Origin of the sequence: Pseudoalteromonas sp. S3776, from assembly GCF_005886915.1 — a bacterium.
Taxonomy (GTDB): Bacteria; Pseudomonadota; Gammaproteobacteria; order Enterobacterales; family Alteromonadaceae; genus Pseudoalteromonas.
In genome coordinates this window covers 17,236-34,914 of the sequence record NZ_PNCU01000005.1, presented here as the reverse complement: position 1 = coordinate 34,914, position 17,679 = coordinate 17,236, and the positions used below count along the sequence as shown (strand labels likewise).

The window sequence follows — 17,679 nt, the reverse complement described above, 5'->3', positions numbered from 1 at the left end:
GCTGAGCAAAGCGCTGAGCCACAAAGCGATGAAGCAATCGCTCCTACTGATGATAAAAAAGCAGCGGTAGCTGCGGCTATTGCCCGTGCTAAAGCTAAAAAAGCCGCTAAAGCGGCTGCGCAAACCCAGCAATTAGATGAACCCAGTGCAGCTGTGCAAACAAGTGATGCTGAGCCTGAAAACTCACAAGTAAGCCCTCCAGCTGATGACAAAAAAGCCGCCGTAGCTGCTGCTATTGCCCGCGCTAAAGCTAAAAAAGCCGCTAAAGAAGCTGAGCAATCAGCACCAAGTGAACACAGCGCACCTGAACAAAGCAATGAGCCACAAACCAGCAGCGGTTCAGACTCTGAGGAAACGTCCTCTGAGCAAACCGCAGCAGAGAAGAAAAAAGCCGCCGTGGCCGCCGCAATAGCACGCGCCAAAGCTAAAAAGTTACAAAAAGAAGGAAATGATCAGTCATGAAATTAACCATGGCCAGTTCGCCGCACAACCATAGCCATAAGTCGTTAACGCGCTTAATGCTAACCGTCATTGCTGCGTGTATTCCTGGACTAATAGCACAAGTGGTATTTTTTGGGACTGGCGTACTTATTCAGTTAGTACTGGCACTTGTTGCTGTAAGCGTATTTGAAGCAGCCATTATGTTAATGCGCAAACGCCCTATTTGGCCTGCATTGAGTGATGGTAGTGCATGGCTTACTGGTGTGCTGTTAGCACTGAGTATTCCGCCGCTGGCGCCTTGGTGGGTCATTATTATTGGCTGTTTATTTGCCATTGTGATTGTAAAGCAACTTTATGGTGGGCTTGGGTTTAACTTATTTAACCCTGCAATGGCCGCATACGTATTACTTTTAGTCTCGTTTCCGGTGCAAATGACCGCGTGGTTACCCGTTACCGATTTACTTAACGCCCAAATTGGTTTTATTGACCAATTACGTCTTATATTTACCGACTTTACGGCGCTGGGTTTTAGTGTTGATCAAGTCCGTGCCGGCGTTGATGGCCTCACCATGGCCACCCCGCTTGATACAGTTAAAACCGATGTAGCACATGGTCTAACGGTTAGCGAAAGCATGCAAAAACCAATTTTTTCTCAATGGGCTGGGCTTGGTTGGCTATGGGTTAACCTAGGCTTTTTAGCCGGTGGTTTATACCTTTTAAAAGCTAAAATTATAAACTGGCATATTCCAGTCAGCTTTATAGGCTCACTAGCGCTGTGCAGTGCCATTGGCTATATTGCTGCGCCAGGTACCGAGCCAGGTATGGTCTTTCACTTATTAAGTGGCGCGACCATGATGGGCGCATTTTTTATCGCCACCGATCCTGTTTCAGCTGCAACCACCAATAAAGGGCGCTTAATTTATGGCGCGTTAATTGGCTTGTTGGTGTATTTGATTCGCACCTTTGGTGGTTTCCCTGATGCGGTAGCCTTTAGCGTATTATTAATTAATATTGCTGTACCGCTGATTGATTACTACACCCAACCACGCACTTATGGCCACGGAGCAGTAAAATGATTATTTCATCAATGGCTAAAAATGGCGCGATATTAACGGCCTTTGCACTGATAACAACAGGCTTAGTTGCCTCAATTGATGCCTTTACCGCCGATAAAATTGCCGAGCAAGAACGCCTGCAATTAACCTCACAATTACAAGAGGTATTAAACCCACGCAGCTACGACAATCAGCTCAATACAAATTGCGTAATTATGAGTGACGAACAACTTGGCCCTTACCCCGAGCAAGTTATTTATCGCGCTTATAAAAATCAGCAACCTGTTGCACTTGTAATCAGGCACGTAACACCTAGTGGTTACAGTGGCGATATTAACTTATTAACCGCCGTACTTGCTGATGGCACCATTGCCGGCGTACGTACCACTAAGCACGAAGAAACACCCGGCCTAGGTGATAAAGTAGAGGTTAAAAAGTCGCTGTGGATCACTACATTTAACGATTTAACGGTTCAAAATAAAAACGATGCCCGTTGGGCGGTAAAAAAAGATGGCGGCCAGTTTGACCAATTCACCGGCGCAACAATTACGCCTCGCGCCGTGGTTGGCTCGGTAAAAAATGCCGTGTTATTTGCAAAAGCTAACTTTGACGCCATTTTTAAACAGCCTAATGCGTGCCAAGAGGTAACACCATGAGTGAGTTAAAAACCTTATACAAAGAAGGCGTATGGGCTAATAACCCAGCGCTCGTGCAGCTGCTCGGTTTATGCCCGCTTTTAGCTGTCACATCAACGGTAACCAACGCACTTGGCCTAGGGTTAGCCACTTTATTAGTCTTAATCGGCTCTAATGTTACCGTTTCTATTGTACGTAATTGGGTGCCTAAAGACATTCGTATTCCGGTATTTGTAATGATTATTGCAGGCTTTGTGACCATAGTTCAGCTACTTATGAATGCGTACACCTTTGGCTTGTATCAATCACTAGGCATATTTATTCCGCTTATCGTGACTAACTGCGCCATTATTGGCCGTGCAGAGGCGTATGCTTCTAAAAACCCTGTTCACCTGTCTGCGTTCGACGGCCTAATGATGGGCTTAGGCTTTATGGCCGTGCTGTTAGTGCTAGGTGCAATGCGTGAACTGATAGGCCAAGGTACATTATTTGATGGCGCCGATTTGCTCCTAGGGCCATGGGCACAAAGCCTACGCTTGGAAATATTTAGTTTCGATAGCCAGTTTTTACTCGCTATTTTGCCCCCAGGTGCCTTTTTAGGGCTTGGGCTGCTAATAGCAGCAAAAAATGTTATTGACGCACAAATAAAATCAAAACAGGTAACGCCGCCTGCTGCCGAAAAAGGCCCACGCGCACGTGTTACTAGCTTAACTTAAGGGGAAAACGCGTTAGCGCTATTAGCTAATGCGTTTTAAGTTGCATGAATAAAGAAAAACGTCACCAAATACTCTCGCGCTTGCGCGAGCAAAACCCACATCCAGAAACCGAGCTTGAATACTCAAGCCCATTTGAGCTACTTGTTGCCGTTACGCTCTCTGCACAAGCCACCGATGTAGGGGTAAATAAAGCCACCCGTAAATTATTTCCGGTTGCTAATACACCACAAGCCATTTTAGATATTGGCCACGATACGCTTCGCGATTATATAAAAACCATTGGCTTATTTAATTCAAAAGCCGCAAACGTGTATAAAATGTGCCAAATACTAGTTGTTCAACATAACGGCATTGTGCCCGAGAACCGCGAAGCCCTCGAAGCCCTCCCCGGTGTAGGCCGAAAAACCGCAAATGTCGTACTCAACACAGCTTTCGGCTGGCCGACCATTGCCGTAGACACGCATATTTTTCGTGTTTCAAACCGCACCAAATTTGCGATGGGTAAAGATGTAGTTGCTGTTGAGCAAAAACTTGAAAAGGTTGTCCCTAAAGAATTTAAAGTAGACGTACACCACTGGCTAATACTACACGGGCGCTATACTTGCGTTGCCCGTAAGCCTAAATGTGGCAGCTGTATTATTGAAGACTTGTGTGAGTTTAAAGACAAAACTGATTAACTAGCAATAGGTTATGAAGTTTGTTATTAATAGTTTAATTAAAAAAGTGAGAAATGTTGCAACAGAATCCTATGCAGTTGAGGAAAATACACAAAATAAGAATATGAAAGTGTCTGAAGTTGCAGATAAGATCGCAATTCAATACCAAGAAATGGGATGGTTTTCAGGAAATGTGCTGATAACGAAAGATGGTAAAGAGGTATTTTCATCTTCTTATGGTTTTCAGGATATTGAAAAAGAATTAAAGAACAGCACTCAAAGCCGCTTTAATCTTGGTTCAATAATGAAAGACTTCACCAAAGTCCTAATCTTGAAACAAGTAGAAGCTGGAAAGCTAAAGTTAAGTGACAAACTCATTACGTTTGAGTTAGGCTTTAAACAGCTTCATGCTGAGAAAATTACAATTGAACATTTACTAAATCATAGAGCTGGATTTGCTGATATCTTTGTAGCTGAATATCGTGAGAATCAACTCGCGTTTGATACTCTAGACAAAAAACTAAAACTGTTAATAGATACCCCCCTCTTATTCGAACCTGATAGCGATTATAAATATTCAAACTACGGTTATGTAGTGTTGGGTGTCATTCTTGAAAAAGTTACAGGCCAATCATTCGAAAAGTTACTTGCAAACACTATTTTCAATCTAGTTGACATGTCATCAACAACCTTCAAGCCTATGAACTATCATGAGCACCAGTCGATACGATATACCTATAAGTACAATAATACGTTGAAACGAGTTGGTGTTACAGAACATCCCAGCCCAGATGGCGGCATTGAGTCTACAGTTATAGATGTTCAACAGTTTTATCGTACGCTCTTTTATACCGATAAACTACTAAAGAACTCTGACCATACAAATCGTAAGTCATTTGCAATGGATAGCTCCCATTGGGCCGCATACGGTGGAGGGTTGGGAGTGAGTGCTGCTGTTGAGGTTGATTTGGAAAATGGTTATGAAATTTTCGTCTTGGCCAATACCGATCACCTAATTGCAGAGCGTATTTCTGGCCGAATTTTGTCTTTTATTCAAAATGGTAAATATGAACCGATAAAGCCATTGGAAAAAAACTTTGCTTTCGAGTATTACCAATCAAATGGCCCAAAAGGGTTTGTTAAACACTTTAAGAGGACATACCGCGAGAACGGTTATAAGCAGTTTATTGGTCGAACAATCAATGAATTAGGCATGGAGTTGCTTAAGTCAGAATCATGGACAGCAGCGTTTGATATGTTTAAGTATTTGATATCCCTTTTCCCTGATGCGCCGCAAGTATACGATAGCTTAGCATTTGCTTACTTATCAAAAGGAGACTTTGAAATGGCGAAAAGCACTTTCCGTAAGTCATTAGCGATTAAATCCGATTTTAAAAGTGATTATGTAAGTGACAATTATGGTCATAATAAGCAACTGTAAGTACGTTTATCGCACAAAAATGACCGTCAATATGGGTATGCTGCGAGGCCATAGTTTAAAATAAAATCTATTTTCCTTATCTTTAGGCTGGCCGACCATTGCCGTAGACACGCATTTTTTCGTGTTTCAAACCGCACCAAATTTGCAATGGGTAAAAATGTAGTTGCTGTTGAGCAAAAACTTGAAAAGGTTGTCCCTAAAGAATTTAAAGTAGACGTACACCACTGGTTAATACTACACGGGCGCTATACTTGCGTTGCCCGTAAGCCTAAATGCGGCAGCTGTGTATACCAATCGACTTAAATATTTAGTCATTCTAGCGAGCTAAATAAAGCGCTTACGGCGTTATGAACTTCTCAAGTAGAACAACTACATGTAAAAATTTATGCCTTGTAACCGCCCTATTTATCTGTCGCTATAAGTGACGAATAACTTAACACGATTGGTATTATTGAAGACGTGTGTGAGTTTAAAGACAAAACAGACTAACTTCGAATAACGATATTTTGGTTTTTGAAAGTAAGACAGCTAATTATTTAGCTGTCTGTTGATTCTATACTATTTATAAATTGCGCTATATTCACTAAACGCTCACCGACAATAAATGCAATGGTACATTTAACCCAAGGCGCTTTAATATTTGTGTAGTTTAGTTTAGTTAATACGCAGCCAGTGGCTATTAAAAGTAGAAGCGATGACACGCTATAAAACCAAACCATGTGTTGCTCTAGGTGTGCAAACAAGTCAATTTCAAATAACACATCAAACCCAATAAACACATAAGCCATATAAAAAGGAGCAGACATAAATAACAATTTAGTTAGTTGTAATTTGTGTGAGCAAAGGCGATAAATGTCTTTTTGAACTTGGCTAATTGGCTTTGCATAATCAACGTTAGCAATATGCACTATTTGGCCAATGTTACCTGCAAGTCCAACAATTGCAAATACAGCCAAGATTAAAGCAGATATTACAGGCGCTGAAACACTAACGTTTTTTGCAATATACTGCCCCAACAAAACAATAATAAAAAAGAATACTACGCTTTCAATAATACGTGCCCATTTCATATTATTAAGCTCTTTCATTTGTGTATTCAGTTTTGTTTCGCTCAGCAGTGATTGGTTTATTGTAATGGCCGATTCGTTAAGACTATTTTGCTGCTGCCATGTGTTTTTTAAATTATCTAAATTCATTTTAAGCCCCCTGTTTCTCAAATTGATTTTTTAGTGTTTCTTTAATCCGGCCTATTCGCGTAGCCACATTGGTTTTACTTATGCCTAAACTCGTCGCTATGCTTTGATGGGATTCACCTTCTAAATACAGCAATACTATGGCTTTATTTAACTTATCGAGCTTTGCTATAAATTCATAAAGCTGCTTAACCTCTTCGCTTTTATCATCGTGCGCTGATAGGTCGGCTATGTGCACAATGCACTGCTCACTCTCATTGGCTTTATCTTCTCGTTTACTGTCTTTGCGGTAATAGGAAATCGCCACATTCAGCGCGATTCGGTACATCCATGTAGAAAACTTATAGTCTTTGTTGTAATTCTCATAAGCCAGCCACATGGTGGTGAGTATTTCTTGCGCTAGGTCTTGCCTATCATCTTGATTTTGACAGTATGAATTCACAATTTTATAGATAATGCCTTTATGCTGCTCCATTGTTTGAGCAAAGCGTGCTTTTTTATTAGTGTTCATTTACGCATAAATCCATCATCTAAATTAATCTCATCACGTAGTTGGCTCATCACAGTTTCATTGTGTTTAATTTCTAATGCATCTGTTTTTAAAAGTAACAAAGTGCGGCGCTTTGGCTAATGCAACACAGCCTGTACATACTTAAATATAAAGACTTTAGCTGCACTGTAATACTCACATAATCGTCTTATCTAGTTATTCGCAGTATCGCTGCAATAATCACAATTATTTTCAAAAATAATTATTGGAGTGAATTAATTTTTTTCTTACGCATAAAAATGATCAAGTCTGTGTATATTATTTATAGTTGGCAACAACTAACAGTATTTGCTATTAATTAAAGTAATAGCCTTAAACTTAAGTAATATAAGCATTTTTATACAGAGCTATTATGCGCAGGGGTATGTTGTGAAGTGTCCAGAGTGTTCAAAGCAATTTAAGTTTAAAAATATTCCAATTGAAAATCGACAAATGAATAAGTGGTCTACCTCATTTTTTTGCCCAAGATGTAGAGTTTTATTGAAACCAAATAAAGTTTTTGAAGTGTTAAACATTTCTTCTTTATCAATGGTTACATTAGGCATTTTTAGCCTTTTACTTAAATTATGGCTTACGATTGAAATAAGCTTTTCTATATCATTAGCCTTGATTATTACCGGAGTTTTACTTTACTACTTCAGCTTCAAATACCTCAAATTGATTCGCTCTGATTTGAAGCGTTAAAATACGGCTAAGCAAATACAAAAGGTAAAGATTGTATAGCAGGCAAGAGTTCCCTATTTTTAAACCACGCCAATTAGTATACCTGCTTTAGTTTTTAACTAGCTGCGTACTTTTAAATACCACCAAATTAAAGGCGCCAGTATCACTATTTCAATACCCACATTTAGCCACTGTTTTGCTACCGAACCATCTAATATAATGCCAATAAGCCTTGCGATTAAAAGCCCTACAAGTAACGATGATAGTGTTGCGGCTATGGTAGCTTGCCAAGGTACTAGCTGATAATGAAATTGCAGTAATAAACCAAAACCAATAAATAACCCCCACCAAATTCTGCGCTCTACGGCCTTAAAAGTGTCGCTAGGGACGGGTTTATTGCTTATTAGCTCAGGGTTGGCAACTAACACTATGCCAAAAATAATTAGCAGCGCACCAACAACCTTAAAAATAACTATATTATCCATGATTAATCCCTCAGGCTGGTTGCTTGATTAATCGCTTGATCAACAAGCTCCCCAGGTAACTCTTTTGCTTGGCTCCACTGCTTTGGCGATTGCCCATACATACGCTTAAACTCTCTACTAAATTGTGATGAGCTCACATAGCCTACCGACATGGCCGCCGAACTTACGTTCATACCCGTTGCAATTTTCATCGCGGCGGTATTTAAGCGCATAGATTTAACAAATTGAATCGGCGACATACTGGTCGCATCTTTAAATTTTCGATGCAAAACGGCCCTACTTACGCCAATTTTTGCTGCCATATCGTCTATGGTTATGGTTTTATCTAATCGAGAGGCCAAATAATCAATTGAGCGTGCGATGTCGTTTCCGACGCCAAAGGCTTGGTGCACACTACTCCCTGCCTGTCCGTTTAATATGGCGAAATATAATTCTCGCAGTCGCCCTTCACCTAAAACTGCAATATCTACAGGGTTGCCTACAAGTTGCAGCAATCGTAGTAATGAATCGGTGAAGGAGTCATCCCACGCTGCGAGTGTAAGCCCTTGTGTTTTGGGGGCTGGTGCGTGTTTTTTTACGCCTTCTGCAGCCATGGTAATAGATAATTCGGTCATCACTTTTGTATCTAGCGATACAATAACGCCTAGCAAGGGGTTCTCAGGTGATGCCGTAGGTGTACCCGCTTCTACCGGCATAGACATAGGGCAGCACATATAATTATGTTCATCGTAAATAAAATGCTTACCATCGAGTATGGCTTCTTTAGCGCCACTGACTATGGCAACAATACACGGCTCGTAAACCGCAGGTGCACAGCGCATAGCGTGCGTTACTTTAAACAGCTGAACACCTTTAATACCCGTTTCTATTAGCCCTTGGGTATAATTTTCATCGCTGTTTACTTCGTTAAAAGACAGCTTGTTTTGTATAAGTTGTTTAATCTGGTGTTTGCTCATACACCCATACCCTTTAAACATAGAATAATTCTAATCTAGCACCACAAATACGCATTCTCAATGCAATGATACAAATAGGCATATTTTAAAGAGGATATCGCCTAGTTACACCTAGTAGCGAGAGTTATATTACCTAACAAGCAATGTAGAACAATGCGCATAGCCCTGTACTGCATATTTATACTTAACTATTGATAGGAATTTAACTAATGAGCGCAACTAACCCATTTGGCCCTTCTGGCTGGACTCCCGACCAACTCAGTTCTTTAGTCGGTAAATGCTATTTAATAACGGGAGCAAATACAGGCGCAGGTTTTGAAGCAACCCGACTATTACTCGCTAAAGGCGCAAAAGTAGTTATGCTCAATCGTAACCTTTTAAAAACAGATGAAGCTATTGCTAAGTTAAAACAGGAATTTGGGGATAGTACTGAGGTGAGTTTTATAAAAATGGACTTAGCAGAGCTTGCCTCAGTGCGCCATGCAGCCAACGAGGTATTACAAACTGTGCCACACATAGATGCACTTATTTGTAACGGTGCGATTGCGCAGGTCGCGACTCAGCAATTTACTAAAGACGGATTTGAAAGTCAGTTAGGGGTTAACCACTATGGACACTTTTTACTGTGTGGTTTACTTTTTAACAAAATAGAGCAATCAAACGGACGTATTGTTGTGGTTGCCAGTGAAGGTTACAAAATGGGGCTTAAAACGATTCAATTTGATGACATGAATTGGAATAAAAACTACCACCCAAACAAAACCTACTGCCACAGTAAACTTGCACAAATGATGTTTGCTTATGAGCTGCAAAATAAAATAGCCGCCGCCAATAAAAATGTGAAAGTGTTTGTGTGTCATCCAGGTGCCGCTAATACCTCTCTTATTGGCGATAATGTTAACTTTGCAACCCGATTTACCTGGTCATTAATAGTCAAAATGGGCTTAGCGCAATCGGCAGAGCAAGGTGCATACCCTGAGGTTATGTGTGCCACCGAGCATAACCTAAAACAGCGCGCTTATTATGGGCCATCAGGCAGGTGGAATTGGAGCGGCCCTGTAGGTGAATGCACCCTTGAATCATTTGCTTTAGAACCAAACGTACTGAGTAAACTATGGGCTGTTTCGCAAAAGCAAACTGGTTTTAACTGGGCTTTTTAAATTAAGTGTAAGTAAGCATTTAAAGGCACAAAGTGTAATGAAAACTAATTTTTTGAGCTGCTTAATACTATTACAACTGCTATTAATTACCGGCTGTAAAAGTAGAGCTAACGCGCCTATTTTATATAAGCCAAACGATGAGCTTGTCATACTTGCACATGGACTAGGCAGAAGCGATTGGGCAATGTGGCACTTTGCCCAGCAGCTTAAAAATGCAAATTATAAGGTATGCAGCCTAAATTATGATTCTATAGGGGAAAGCGTTGAAGATGTGTTAGCGCAAACAAGTACGCAAATTAATGCCTGTATTTCTAATGCCAGTAAAATACATTTTGTAGACCACTCCCTTGGAGGATTGGTTATTAGGGCATACTTACAAAGTAACATGACAGTATTAAATAATAATACCCTTGGTAATGTTGTTTTAATTGGTACTCCTAATAAAGGTAGTGAGCTTGCCAATCATCTAAAGGGCTCATGGTTAATGCACTTAGGGGGCGGTATAAGCCAATCACTTATTACAGGCAGTAATAATTTAGGCAATAAAATAAGTGAGTTAACTCTTAATTTAGGCGTTATAGCTGGTACTAAAGCATCCCCTCTTACACAAAGTTACTTTAACAGTGAAAACGATGGTTTGGTGTCTGTAGAATCAACCAAACTGAGGGCGTGTTGATTTATGCGGATTGAAATTTGTTCAACCTAGGGCAGCGCATGTTTGGCATTTATGCTGCGTTATCGCCTATTTATGGGGAATAACCACACTTCACAGGCTCTGCCTTGCCTAAAAGCCAAACATACTGCTGCAAATTCAACCATCAAAGATCAACACGCCCTACTAATATGCGTGATTTTATTACTCTTGATGTAAGCCACACGGGAATGCGCTACAACCAACAAGTCATACAGCACACACTCAATTTTTTGAAAACTGGTGTATTTTTATCCCCTACACAAAGAACCACCGCCCTTTTATAACCCCTAGCTTCGGCTAATTTAAGGTAAAAAAAAGCAAGCCAAATGGCTTGCTTTTGAGCGCCCGTTCAAAGGCTACACACTCTCAACATACTTTTTAAAAACGGTAACTTGCACCCAGTGTAATACGACGGTCAGTTAAACCTTGGAAACACAATAGTGCGCTTTCGTTTACACATGATTGGCTAATTTCAGATTCAGTAATATTTACTGCTTCTAAACCAATATTAAGTTGCTCGTTCACATCGTAGCTAATACTTGCGTTAAGCTGGCCACGGTCTTCTTGTACCACAGGGAAACCCCATGGGAAGCTAGACGTACTACCGAAGTCATTTGAACGATACCCTTCACGCCACGTATAACGCATACGAGCTGACAGGCCAAATTTTTCGTAGTAAAGGGTAATGTTGTACGCATTTTCAGAAAGGTTTAGTAAACCTTGAATTTCACTCACTTCAATACCGGGTGTACCTGTAGTTGCAGCAAATACACTACCCGCTCTTGATGTTGCGGTATTTTCGGTTTCACCACCTGAGAACTCTTGAATTGTGTAATTAGCTAGCACACCAAAACCAGAAGCCCATCCTAGGTCTTCTTCAAAGCCCGATAAGTCATATTGAAACGCAAACTCAATCCCTTTTTGGGTTGTTTCACCGCTATCATTTACTTTTGTTTCTGTACCAACACATACACCACGGCCATTCTCTGGGCCAAATACGTTTATATCTGCAATGGGGTTAAATATACCGCCGCCTTCACACGGATCTGTTAAATCACGGTAGCCTGTTACAGGGTCTTCAACTGGCGATGTTAACTGATTTACATGTAAATCTTTGCGGGTTTTATGGAATATACCCACACTTACAACACTCGCTTCATCAAAATACCATTCAGCAGATAAGTCATAAGAAAGCACTTCTTCAGGTTTAAGCGCAGGGTTACCAAATTCAACTTCGTCATTTGGGCTTGTGCTGTAAGTAATAGAGGTAGATAAATCGTTATAATCAGGGCGACGTATATCTTTACCCACACCAAAGCGCACGAGTACATCTTCTGATACATCAGCTACAAGGTTTAAGCGTGGTAAAATAAAGTCATAGTCAGATTTATTAGTAATTCGGGTTACAAGCTCATTGCCACTGCCATCTTGAGTAACCGAGTTACCCGTAGACTCGACATCTGTTTGAATATAACGCACACCAATATTACCGCGTACCATTTCGTACTCAAAGTTAGCTTGTGCATATAGCGCATGGGTGATTTCTTCTATATCAAAAAAACCAGATGAGCTAGATGTTGGTGCATTTAATGTTTTGCTTGACCCATGCACAGTCATGGCGTTTTGTAATGTTGCAAGTACCGCATCAGGGTCTGATGCAACAAGCTCTGGGTCAATTAATAAAAAGTCAGCAATGTATAACGAGCGACCATCAGCTTCGTTAAAGTTATCAGGACCTGCGACTAATAAGTCGGCAAATAAATCACCGGTTGGGCTATCTGCCATTGTTCTTAGGCCAACGCTTGATGTAATTTCGTTTTGTTTGCTTTGCGATTTACTGTAACGGTAACCAAAATCAATAGAGGTTACGATTGAATCAGTGTAATAGGTTGAATCAATACGGAACGCATCTTCAGAGTTTTCAACAGTATCTTGACCAATATTTACATCGCGTAGCACTACATTCGCAGGGTCTAGTAGTTGTTCAACCGTTGGCGCGTACTCTGCACCTTCTGCAATGCCAAACGCTAAAGCACCACCCGATAAGTCATATTCAAATGGCACACTATTATCATTACCGCCACCTGCATCTAACGGCACATTAGGGTTAATAAAGTTAAGCGTTGTATTAAAGCTAGGCGTAGTTGTATCTGAAGATGATGATGCAATTTCAGCACTTACAAACCACTTATCGCCTTGCCATTCGCCACCAAGTCTAAAAATATTACTGTCGGTAACACGCGAGTTAGTATCGCTTGAAAAACGAAGATTAGGATCGTCATCATCATTTTCTAAATTAACAGGAATAACACCACGTAAGGCCGCTTGAATTGTACCTAAGTTAGTTCCGCCCAACGAGCCTAAGTTTACGGTTTCAAATTCATCTGGCACAGAAATATCGTTCAGTGCACTTACACCCGATGCTTGTACACGAGAGCTTTCTTGGCGACGTTCTTGATCGTTAACCACCGCATCAAAGTAAAACTTTGTGTTATCGTTTGGCGCCCATTCAATAGTACCTACAAAGTTTTTAGTTTCGTATTCGTAGTTATCGTAATCTTGTACAAAAAATTGAATAGGTAAAAAATCAAAAGACTGTGCACTGGCTACACCGCTATCTGCAGTTATAATGTTATCTCTATCTGCACGCGGGCGAAACGCCGTTACATCTTGCTCTGCGTAGCTGCCGCTCACTAACACACCAAATTTACCGTAATCACCTTCCCAGTTATCAGCAAAGGTACCTGAAAAACGAGGTTGTAAGCCACTATCTGTGCTTAAACTGCTACTTTCACCTTGTACTCTTATTGTCGCCAGCTGCTCACCTAAATGTAAAGGGCGAATGGTTTTAAGGTTAATAGTACCACCAACAGAGCCCTCTATTGTTTTCGCTTCAGGCGATTTTATTACCTCTAAACTTGAAATAATTGACGCTGATACATCTTCAAAGCTAATACCACTTCGACCAGAGCCTGAGCCCACCGTTGATACACCGTTAATTTCGGTACGGTTAGCATCGGTACCACGTATTTGTACACCGGTACCTACACCCGCTTGGCGTGTAATTTGAATACCCGTTACGTTTTCTAATACTTCAGCGAGGTTTTGATCAGGTAGTTTACCAATATCTTCTGACTGAATAATTTCAACTAGGCTATCTGCAGAGCGTTTTTCCGCCAGTGCATTAGTAAGTGATTGACGAATGCCAGATACTTCGATGATCTCTACATCATCTTCTGCAATTGGCTTGGCTTCCTGTGCGTGTGTGGACATAGAAAGGTTTAATGCTGTGGCAGATATAACTGCTAGCGTAATTTTTGATAACTTGTGATTCATAGTTTTTCCTGTGTGTGTCAGTGCTATGTGTAACTCGCTATATATTTTTTATTAAACGCCTTACCATTTATCTAAATGGTTAACTTAATATTTACAGCAAAACACCAAAAGGTCAACCTATTGGTAAACCATTTTGCGTAAAAAAAGCAAAAACACTCATTACCAATAAAGCGAAGTTCGGCATGACAAAATCACAAAAAACACTGACCACAATATAACCACTTGTATTTAATATGCTTTTAAACATAAAAATAGTTTAAATTTGATACAAGCTCGGTTTAAAACTCATACAAATGGGCCAATATATTTTTTTAATATATGGTGGGTTGTTTTTAAATTTAGTAGGCTTTAAGGAGCTAATTGGTCAACCAGAATAAAGGTAGTAGACTTTAGGCTAATTTAAAGAGTGGGCGAAAGTGCGGTCTTAACGAAGCTAATTTAGTAACACAAGGCTTTAGTCAAAAGGTTTAAACTCGCTTTAGTTAAACCCGATGTAATACATTATAAGAATCAAAGGGTAATATTCGCCTTCTATATAAAAAAACCCAACCAGTGGGGTGCACTAATTGGGTTTTAAATTGGGGAGCTCTTTTATTTATTACAGTTTAAAGCTCATTCCTAAGAATAAACGTGGGCCGTAGTCGTTTACTTCACCTAGGTTATCTTCCACAAAGAAATCTTGTGATTTAGGTGCACTGAACAAGTTAATAGCCTCAGCTTTAATTCTGAAATGTTTATTAATTTTATACGATGCGCGCATTTCCCAAACGCCTACGGCATCAACATAACGTAAGCGGGTACCATTACTGGTATACGGTTGGAAGTATTCACTACGGTATTTGTAAATAATGGCCGTATCAAAGTCACCAATTTGGTAATACAGTTGGCTACTAAATACATGCTCTGAGAAGCCCGGTACCGAACCTGGTTCAATAATACCGGCAGTTAGTTGGGAGGTATTGCCATCTAGGTCGGTAACGTATGTATCGCCATATAAGCTATCTTCAAACTCAAAGTCAGTATCTGCAAAGTTATAGCCAAATTTTACACCAATACCATTATCCCAACGGTACGAGAACGAGGCTTCTAAACCCAGTATTTCGCTATCATTATCGGTTGTTACCGAGTTAGTCACTGGTAGTGATACTGTTTCACCGCCAACCACATAGTCTTCAATCACAGTTTGTTGCTGGAAGCCACCTTGGAACTGTTTGTAATATAGGCTTAGCGCTAAGATAGAATCTTCATTAGGGTACCATTCAAAGGCTAAGTCGTAGTTCCATGACATTAATGGTTGAGTATCAGGGTTACCAGAACCATCTACAGTTAATAAGTCAGAAAGCGATAACGCAACAGATTGATCGTCTGTTACAAAGTCGCGGTCATAGCCTAAATCAGATGGGTCAGCACGTGACATACCACGGTAAATACCCGCACGCAGTAAAATGTCTTCACTGTAATCAACTACTAAGTTAAAGCTTGGTAAGTATTTAGTATAACCACCGCCGCTTTCGGTTCTTTCTAGTGAATCCCCTTCCTCGAGGGTTACGGCGCCTGTCGTTTCATCTACATCTACAGTGTAATTTGTTCTAAAACCTACCGAGGTAACATCAGTATCAACAATACGCAGACCAAAGTTACCACGAATAAACTTACCAAATACTTCAGTGTCGTAGTTTGCCATTAAGTACACAGATGTGGTTTTTTCAGTAACATCTATGGTACCGGCATTTTCATACTCAACATCAGGGTAACCAAACTCACCTGTATAATCAGCGTCTGTAGCTGCTACAGCTTGAGAGAAACACACGTTATCGTACGTCGCCCACGAGGAACCTGTCCCTGAGCTTATTACATTACCGCTACTATCTATATTTGTTATTAAATCGCCATCAGATACGCTCGATAAAAAGCCAGATTCAGGGAAGTCAATTTGACAGCCTTGAAGTATCTCTAATGCTGAGTCATCACCTATGGTGTATTCATTACGAGAGCCATTACCTTGGCTACCACCAAACTGAATAAAGCTTAACTCTGACGCTCTTATGCCCCCTTCAATACTGGTAAACACATCACCTTCTAGTGCGTAGTTAAAATCTATACGCGCCGATTTAACTTCGTTCTCGCGTACATTTTCACGGTCTAAACGGGTACGTAAGCTATCGGTAAAATTAGAGATATCTGTTACGTCAAAGTCAGTTAGGGTAAAGTGAGGAATTTCATCGCCCATATCCCAGCTAAATAAATTACGGTCTGCGGTTCTACCACGGTTAGAAATTTGTAGCTCTTCACGCTCAGTTTTTGAATACGCTAAATCAAGATTTACAGTAAGGCGATCAGTAAATGTGTGCTCAATATTAATACCGTAGCCTTGGTAGTTTTCTTCACGTGAGAATTGCTCACCCGCAGATTCAATACGCTCTTCACCTTCCCAATGTAAAATTCCGCCAACGTCGTTAGTAACCAGTGTTGGGCCTGTTAAACCAGGCGTTGCGCGTTTTTGTAAAAAGATTAAATCGTGACGTGCTTCTTTTTGCGTTCTGTCAGAAATCTGTGCATCAAAGTTAATATCCCACTCAGATGACGGCTGGTATTGCATTGCAAAAAATATAGCGTCGCGCTCATCAGATGTTTCATTTTGGCGATAGCTGCGGCTACTGCCTGTCCACGCATAAGGAGTACCGTCGCTTTCAGCTTTACCAGTTTCTGGGTCTATTGCAGTTTGGTAACCTTGGTTATTGCTACCACTTACTTGGTCTTCACAGTCCCCTGCACTACCTCTGTAAAAGCCTTCATTGGTATTTGTTGGATCATTTAAACATGCCCAAAGTGAAGACCCTGATGGGCTTGAGCTTCTGTATTCGGCCTCTGGTTGGCTAATATCTTGTCGCTGTACACCAAAAGAAACACCCACGGCTTGGCCATCGGCAAACTCAAATTGATCAACATAGCTAAACGTACCACGGTAACCTGTATCACTTTGCAATGAGTTTTCTACATTACTTTCATCAGGATTGTAGTTTAATTTAACCTCACCCTGAACTCGCTGCTTACCGTAATCAAGTGGACTTACTGTTTCAAGGGCTATTACACCTGCTACACCACCTTCAATCATTGATGCATCTTGTGTTTTATAAATAGCGATTTTTTTTACAAGCTCTGATGGGAACTGTGAAAAGTTAACAGAGCGGTCACCACTACCATTGGTCGCTTCACGGCCGTTAATATGAGTTGCACTTAAAAATGGACCTAAACCACGAATAGTAATTTCGGTAGCGCCGCCGTTTTCACGGTGAGATGCAGCACCGGTGATAGACTCAAGCGCTTCACCAATTGAAAGCGCAGGTAAATCACCAATATCTTCGGCAGATAAACCATCAACAACGGTTGTTGCCTCACGTTTTATTGCAATTTGATCTTGTATGGTTCTACGAGTACCCGTAACGCTAATGATTTCTACATCTTGCTCTACTTCAGTCACTTTTTCTTGGGCTTCTTGCTGAGCAAAAGCATTAAATGACAATGAACCTGCCATACCTGCAAGTAAACTTGCTCTAATTAGCTTAGCAGCAGGTGAAAGTGCAAAATGATTACAAACAGAGCTGTTTGTAGAATGTTGATGCCTTCGATCCATTTTTAACGACATGCCGCGTTCTCCTTTATCATTGTGTGTGTTGTGCGTAGTTTGCTATTTTTAT

The 17,679-nt window shown here is 40.6% G+C and carries 13 protein-coding genes and 2 pseudogenes; 9 read left to right on the top strand and 6 right to left on the bottom strand.

All coding sequences use genetic code 11. From position 1 onward, the window contains the following. The 7 genes and pseudogenes from CWC16_RS03490 to CWC16_RS20195 all read left to right on the top strand — a co-directional run. Positions 1 to 462: pseudogene (locus CWC16_RS03490) on the top strand (electron transport complex subunit RsxC); the annotation flags it as partial. Beyond that, positions 459 to 1,517 (top strand): electron transport complex subunit RsxD, encoded by a 1,059-nt coding sequence (rsxD, locus tag CWC16_RS03485; RefSeq protein WP_138540523.1) that lies wholly within the window; start codon positions 459 to 461, stop codon positions 1,515 to 1,517. The pseudogene CWC16_RS03490 and the gene rsxD, both read left to right, overlap by 4 nt. Beyond that, positions 1,514 to 2,152 (top strand): electron transport complex subunit RsxG, encoded by a 639-nt coding sequence (rsxG, locus tag CWC16_RS03480; protein ID WP_138540522.1) that lies wholly within the window; start codon positions 1,514 to 1,516, stop codon positions 2,150 to 2,152. Before rsxD ends, rsxG begins: the two co-directional genes overlap by 4 nt. Beyond that, on the top strand, positions 2,149 to 2,847 hold the full coding sequence (locus tag CWC16_RS03475; protein ID WP_138540521.1) for an electron transport complex subunit E: 699 nt from the start codon (positions 2,149 to 2,151) through the stop codon (positions 2,845 to 2,847). The genes rsxG and CWC16_RS03475 overlap by 4 nt, the downstream gene beginning before the upstream one ends. A gap of 44 nt (positions 2,848 to 2,891) precedes the next feature. Then, positions 2,892 to 3,524: an endonuclease III gene (gene nth, locus CWC16_RS03470; protein WP_138540520.1), complete on the top strand. Its 633-nt coding sequence runs from the start codon at positions 2,892 to 2,894 to the stop codon at positions 3,522 to 3,524. A gap of 13 nt (positions 3,525 to 3,537) precedes the next feature. Further along, a complete protein-coding gene (locus CWC16_RS03465; protein WP_138540519.1) occupies positions 3,538 to 4,944 on the top strand; it encodes a serine hydrolase in 1,407 nt (468 codons plus the stop codon). Between the two features lie 82 nt (positions 4,945 to 5,026). Continuing rightward, positions 5,027 to 5,247: pseudogene (locus CWC16_RS20195) on the top strand (endonuclease III); the annotation flags it as partial. Positions 5,248 to 5,480: 233 nt separating this feature from the next. On the opposite strand, the gene CWC16_RS03455 reads toward CWC16_RS20195, so the two are convergent. The 4 genes from CWC16_RS03455 to CWC16_RS03440 form a co-directional block, all read right to left on the bottom strand. Further along, positions 5,481 to 6,140 carry a hypothetical protein gene (locus CWC16_RS03455; protein ID WP_138540518.1) on the bottom strand — a complete coding sequence of 220 codons (660 nt, stop codon included), beginning with the start codon at positions 6,138 to 6,140 and terminating at the stop codon, positions 5,481 to 5,483. Between the two features lies 1 nt (position 6,141). Then, positions 6,142 to 6,648 (bottom strand): RNA polymerase sigma factor, encoded by a 507-nt coding sequence (locus tag CWC16_RS03450; RefSeq protein WP_138540517.1) that lies wholly within the window; start codon positions 6,646 to 6,648, stop codon positions 6,142 to 6,144. Positions 6,649 to 7,469: 821 nt separating this feature from the next. Further along, positions 7,470 to 7,835, bottom strand: a complete 366-nt coding sequence (locus CWC16_RS03445) for a DUF4345 family protein (protein WP_138540516.1) — start codon at positions 7,833 to 7,835, stop codon at positions 7,470 to 7,472. Positions 7,836 to 7,837: 2 nt separating this feature from the next. Beyond that, positions 7,838 to 8,791 carry an AraC family transcriptional regulator gene (locus CWC16_RS03440; RefSeq protein WP_138540515.1) on the bottom strand — a complete coding sequence of 318 codons (954 nt, stop codon included), beginning with the start codon at positions 8,789 to 8,791 and terminating at the stop codon, positions 7,838 to 7,840. 209 nt (positions 8,792 to 9,000) lie between these two features. Between CWC16_RS03440 and CWC16_RS03435 the strand changes: the two genes are divergently transcribed. Both CWC16_RS03435 and CWC16_RS03430 read left to right on the top strand, forming a co-directional pair. After that, positions 9,001 to 9,951: an SDR family oxidoreductase gene (locus tag CWC16_RS03435; RefSeq protein ID WP_138540514.1), complete on the top strand. Its 951-nt coding sequence runs from the start codon at positions 9,001 to 9,003 to the stop codon at positions 9,949 to 9,951. Positions 9,952 to 9,988: 37 nt separating this feature from the next. Then, positions 9,989 to 10,627, top strand: a complete 639-nt coding sequence (locus tag CWC16_RS03430; RefSeq protein WP_138540513.1) for an esterase/lipase family protein — start codon at positions 9,989 to 9,991, stop codon at positions 10,625 to 10,627. Between the two features lie 396 nt (positions 10,628 to 11,023). Here CWC16_RS03430 and CWC16_RS03425 read toward each other — a convergent pair whose 3' ends face one another. Together CWC16_RS03425 and CWC16_RS03420 are read right to left on the bottom strand one after the other, a co-directional pair. Continuing rightward, complete coding sequence (locus CWC16_RS03425) at positions 11,024 to 13,981, bottom strand: TonB-dependent receptor (RefSeq protein WP_138540512.1); 2,958 nt, start codon at positions 13,979 to 13,981, stop codon at positions 11,024 to 11,026. A gap of 598 nt (positions 13,982 to 14,579) precedes the next feature. Continuing rightward, positions 14,580 to 17,627: a TonB-dependent receptor gene (locus CWC16_RS03420; RefSeq protein ID WP_138540511.1), complete on the bottom strand. Its 3,048-nt coding sequence runs from the start codon at positions 17,625 to 17,627 to the stop codon at positions 14,580 to 14,582. Positions 17,628 to 17,679 lie beyond the last annotated feature (52 nt).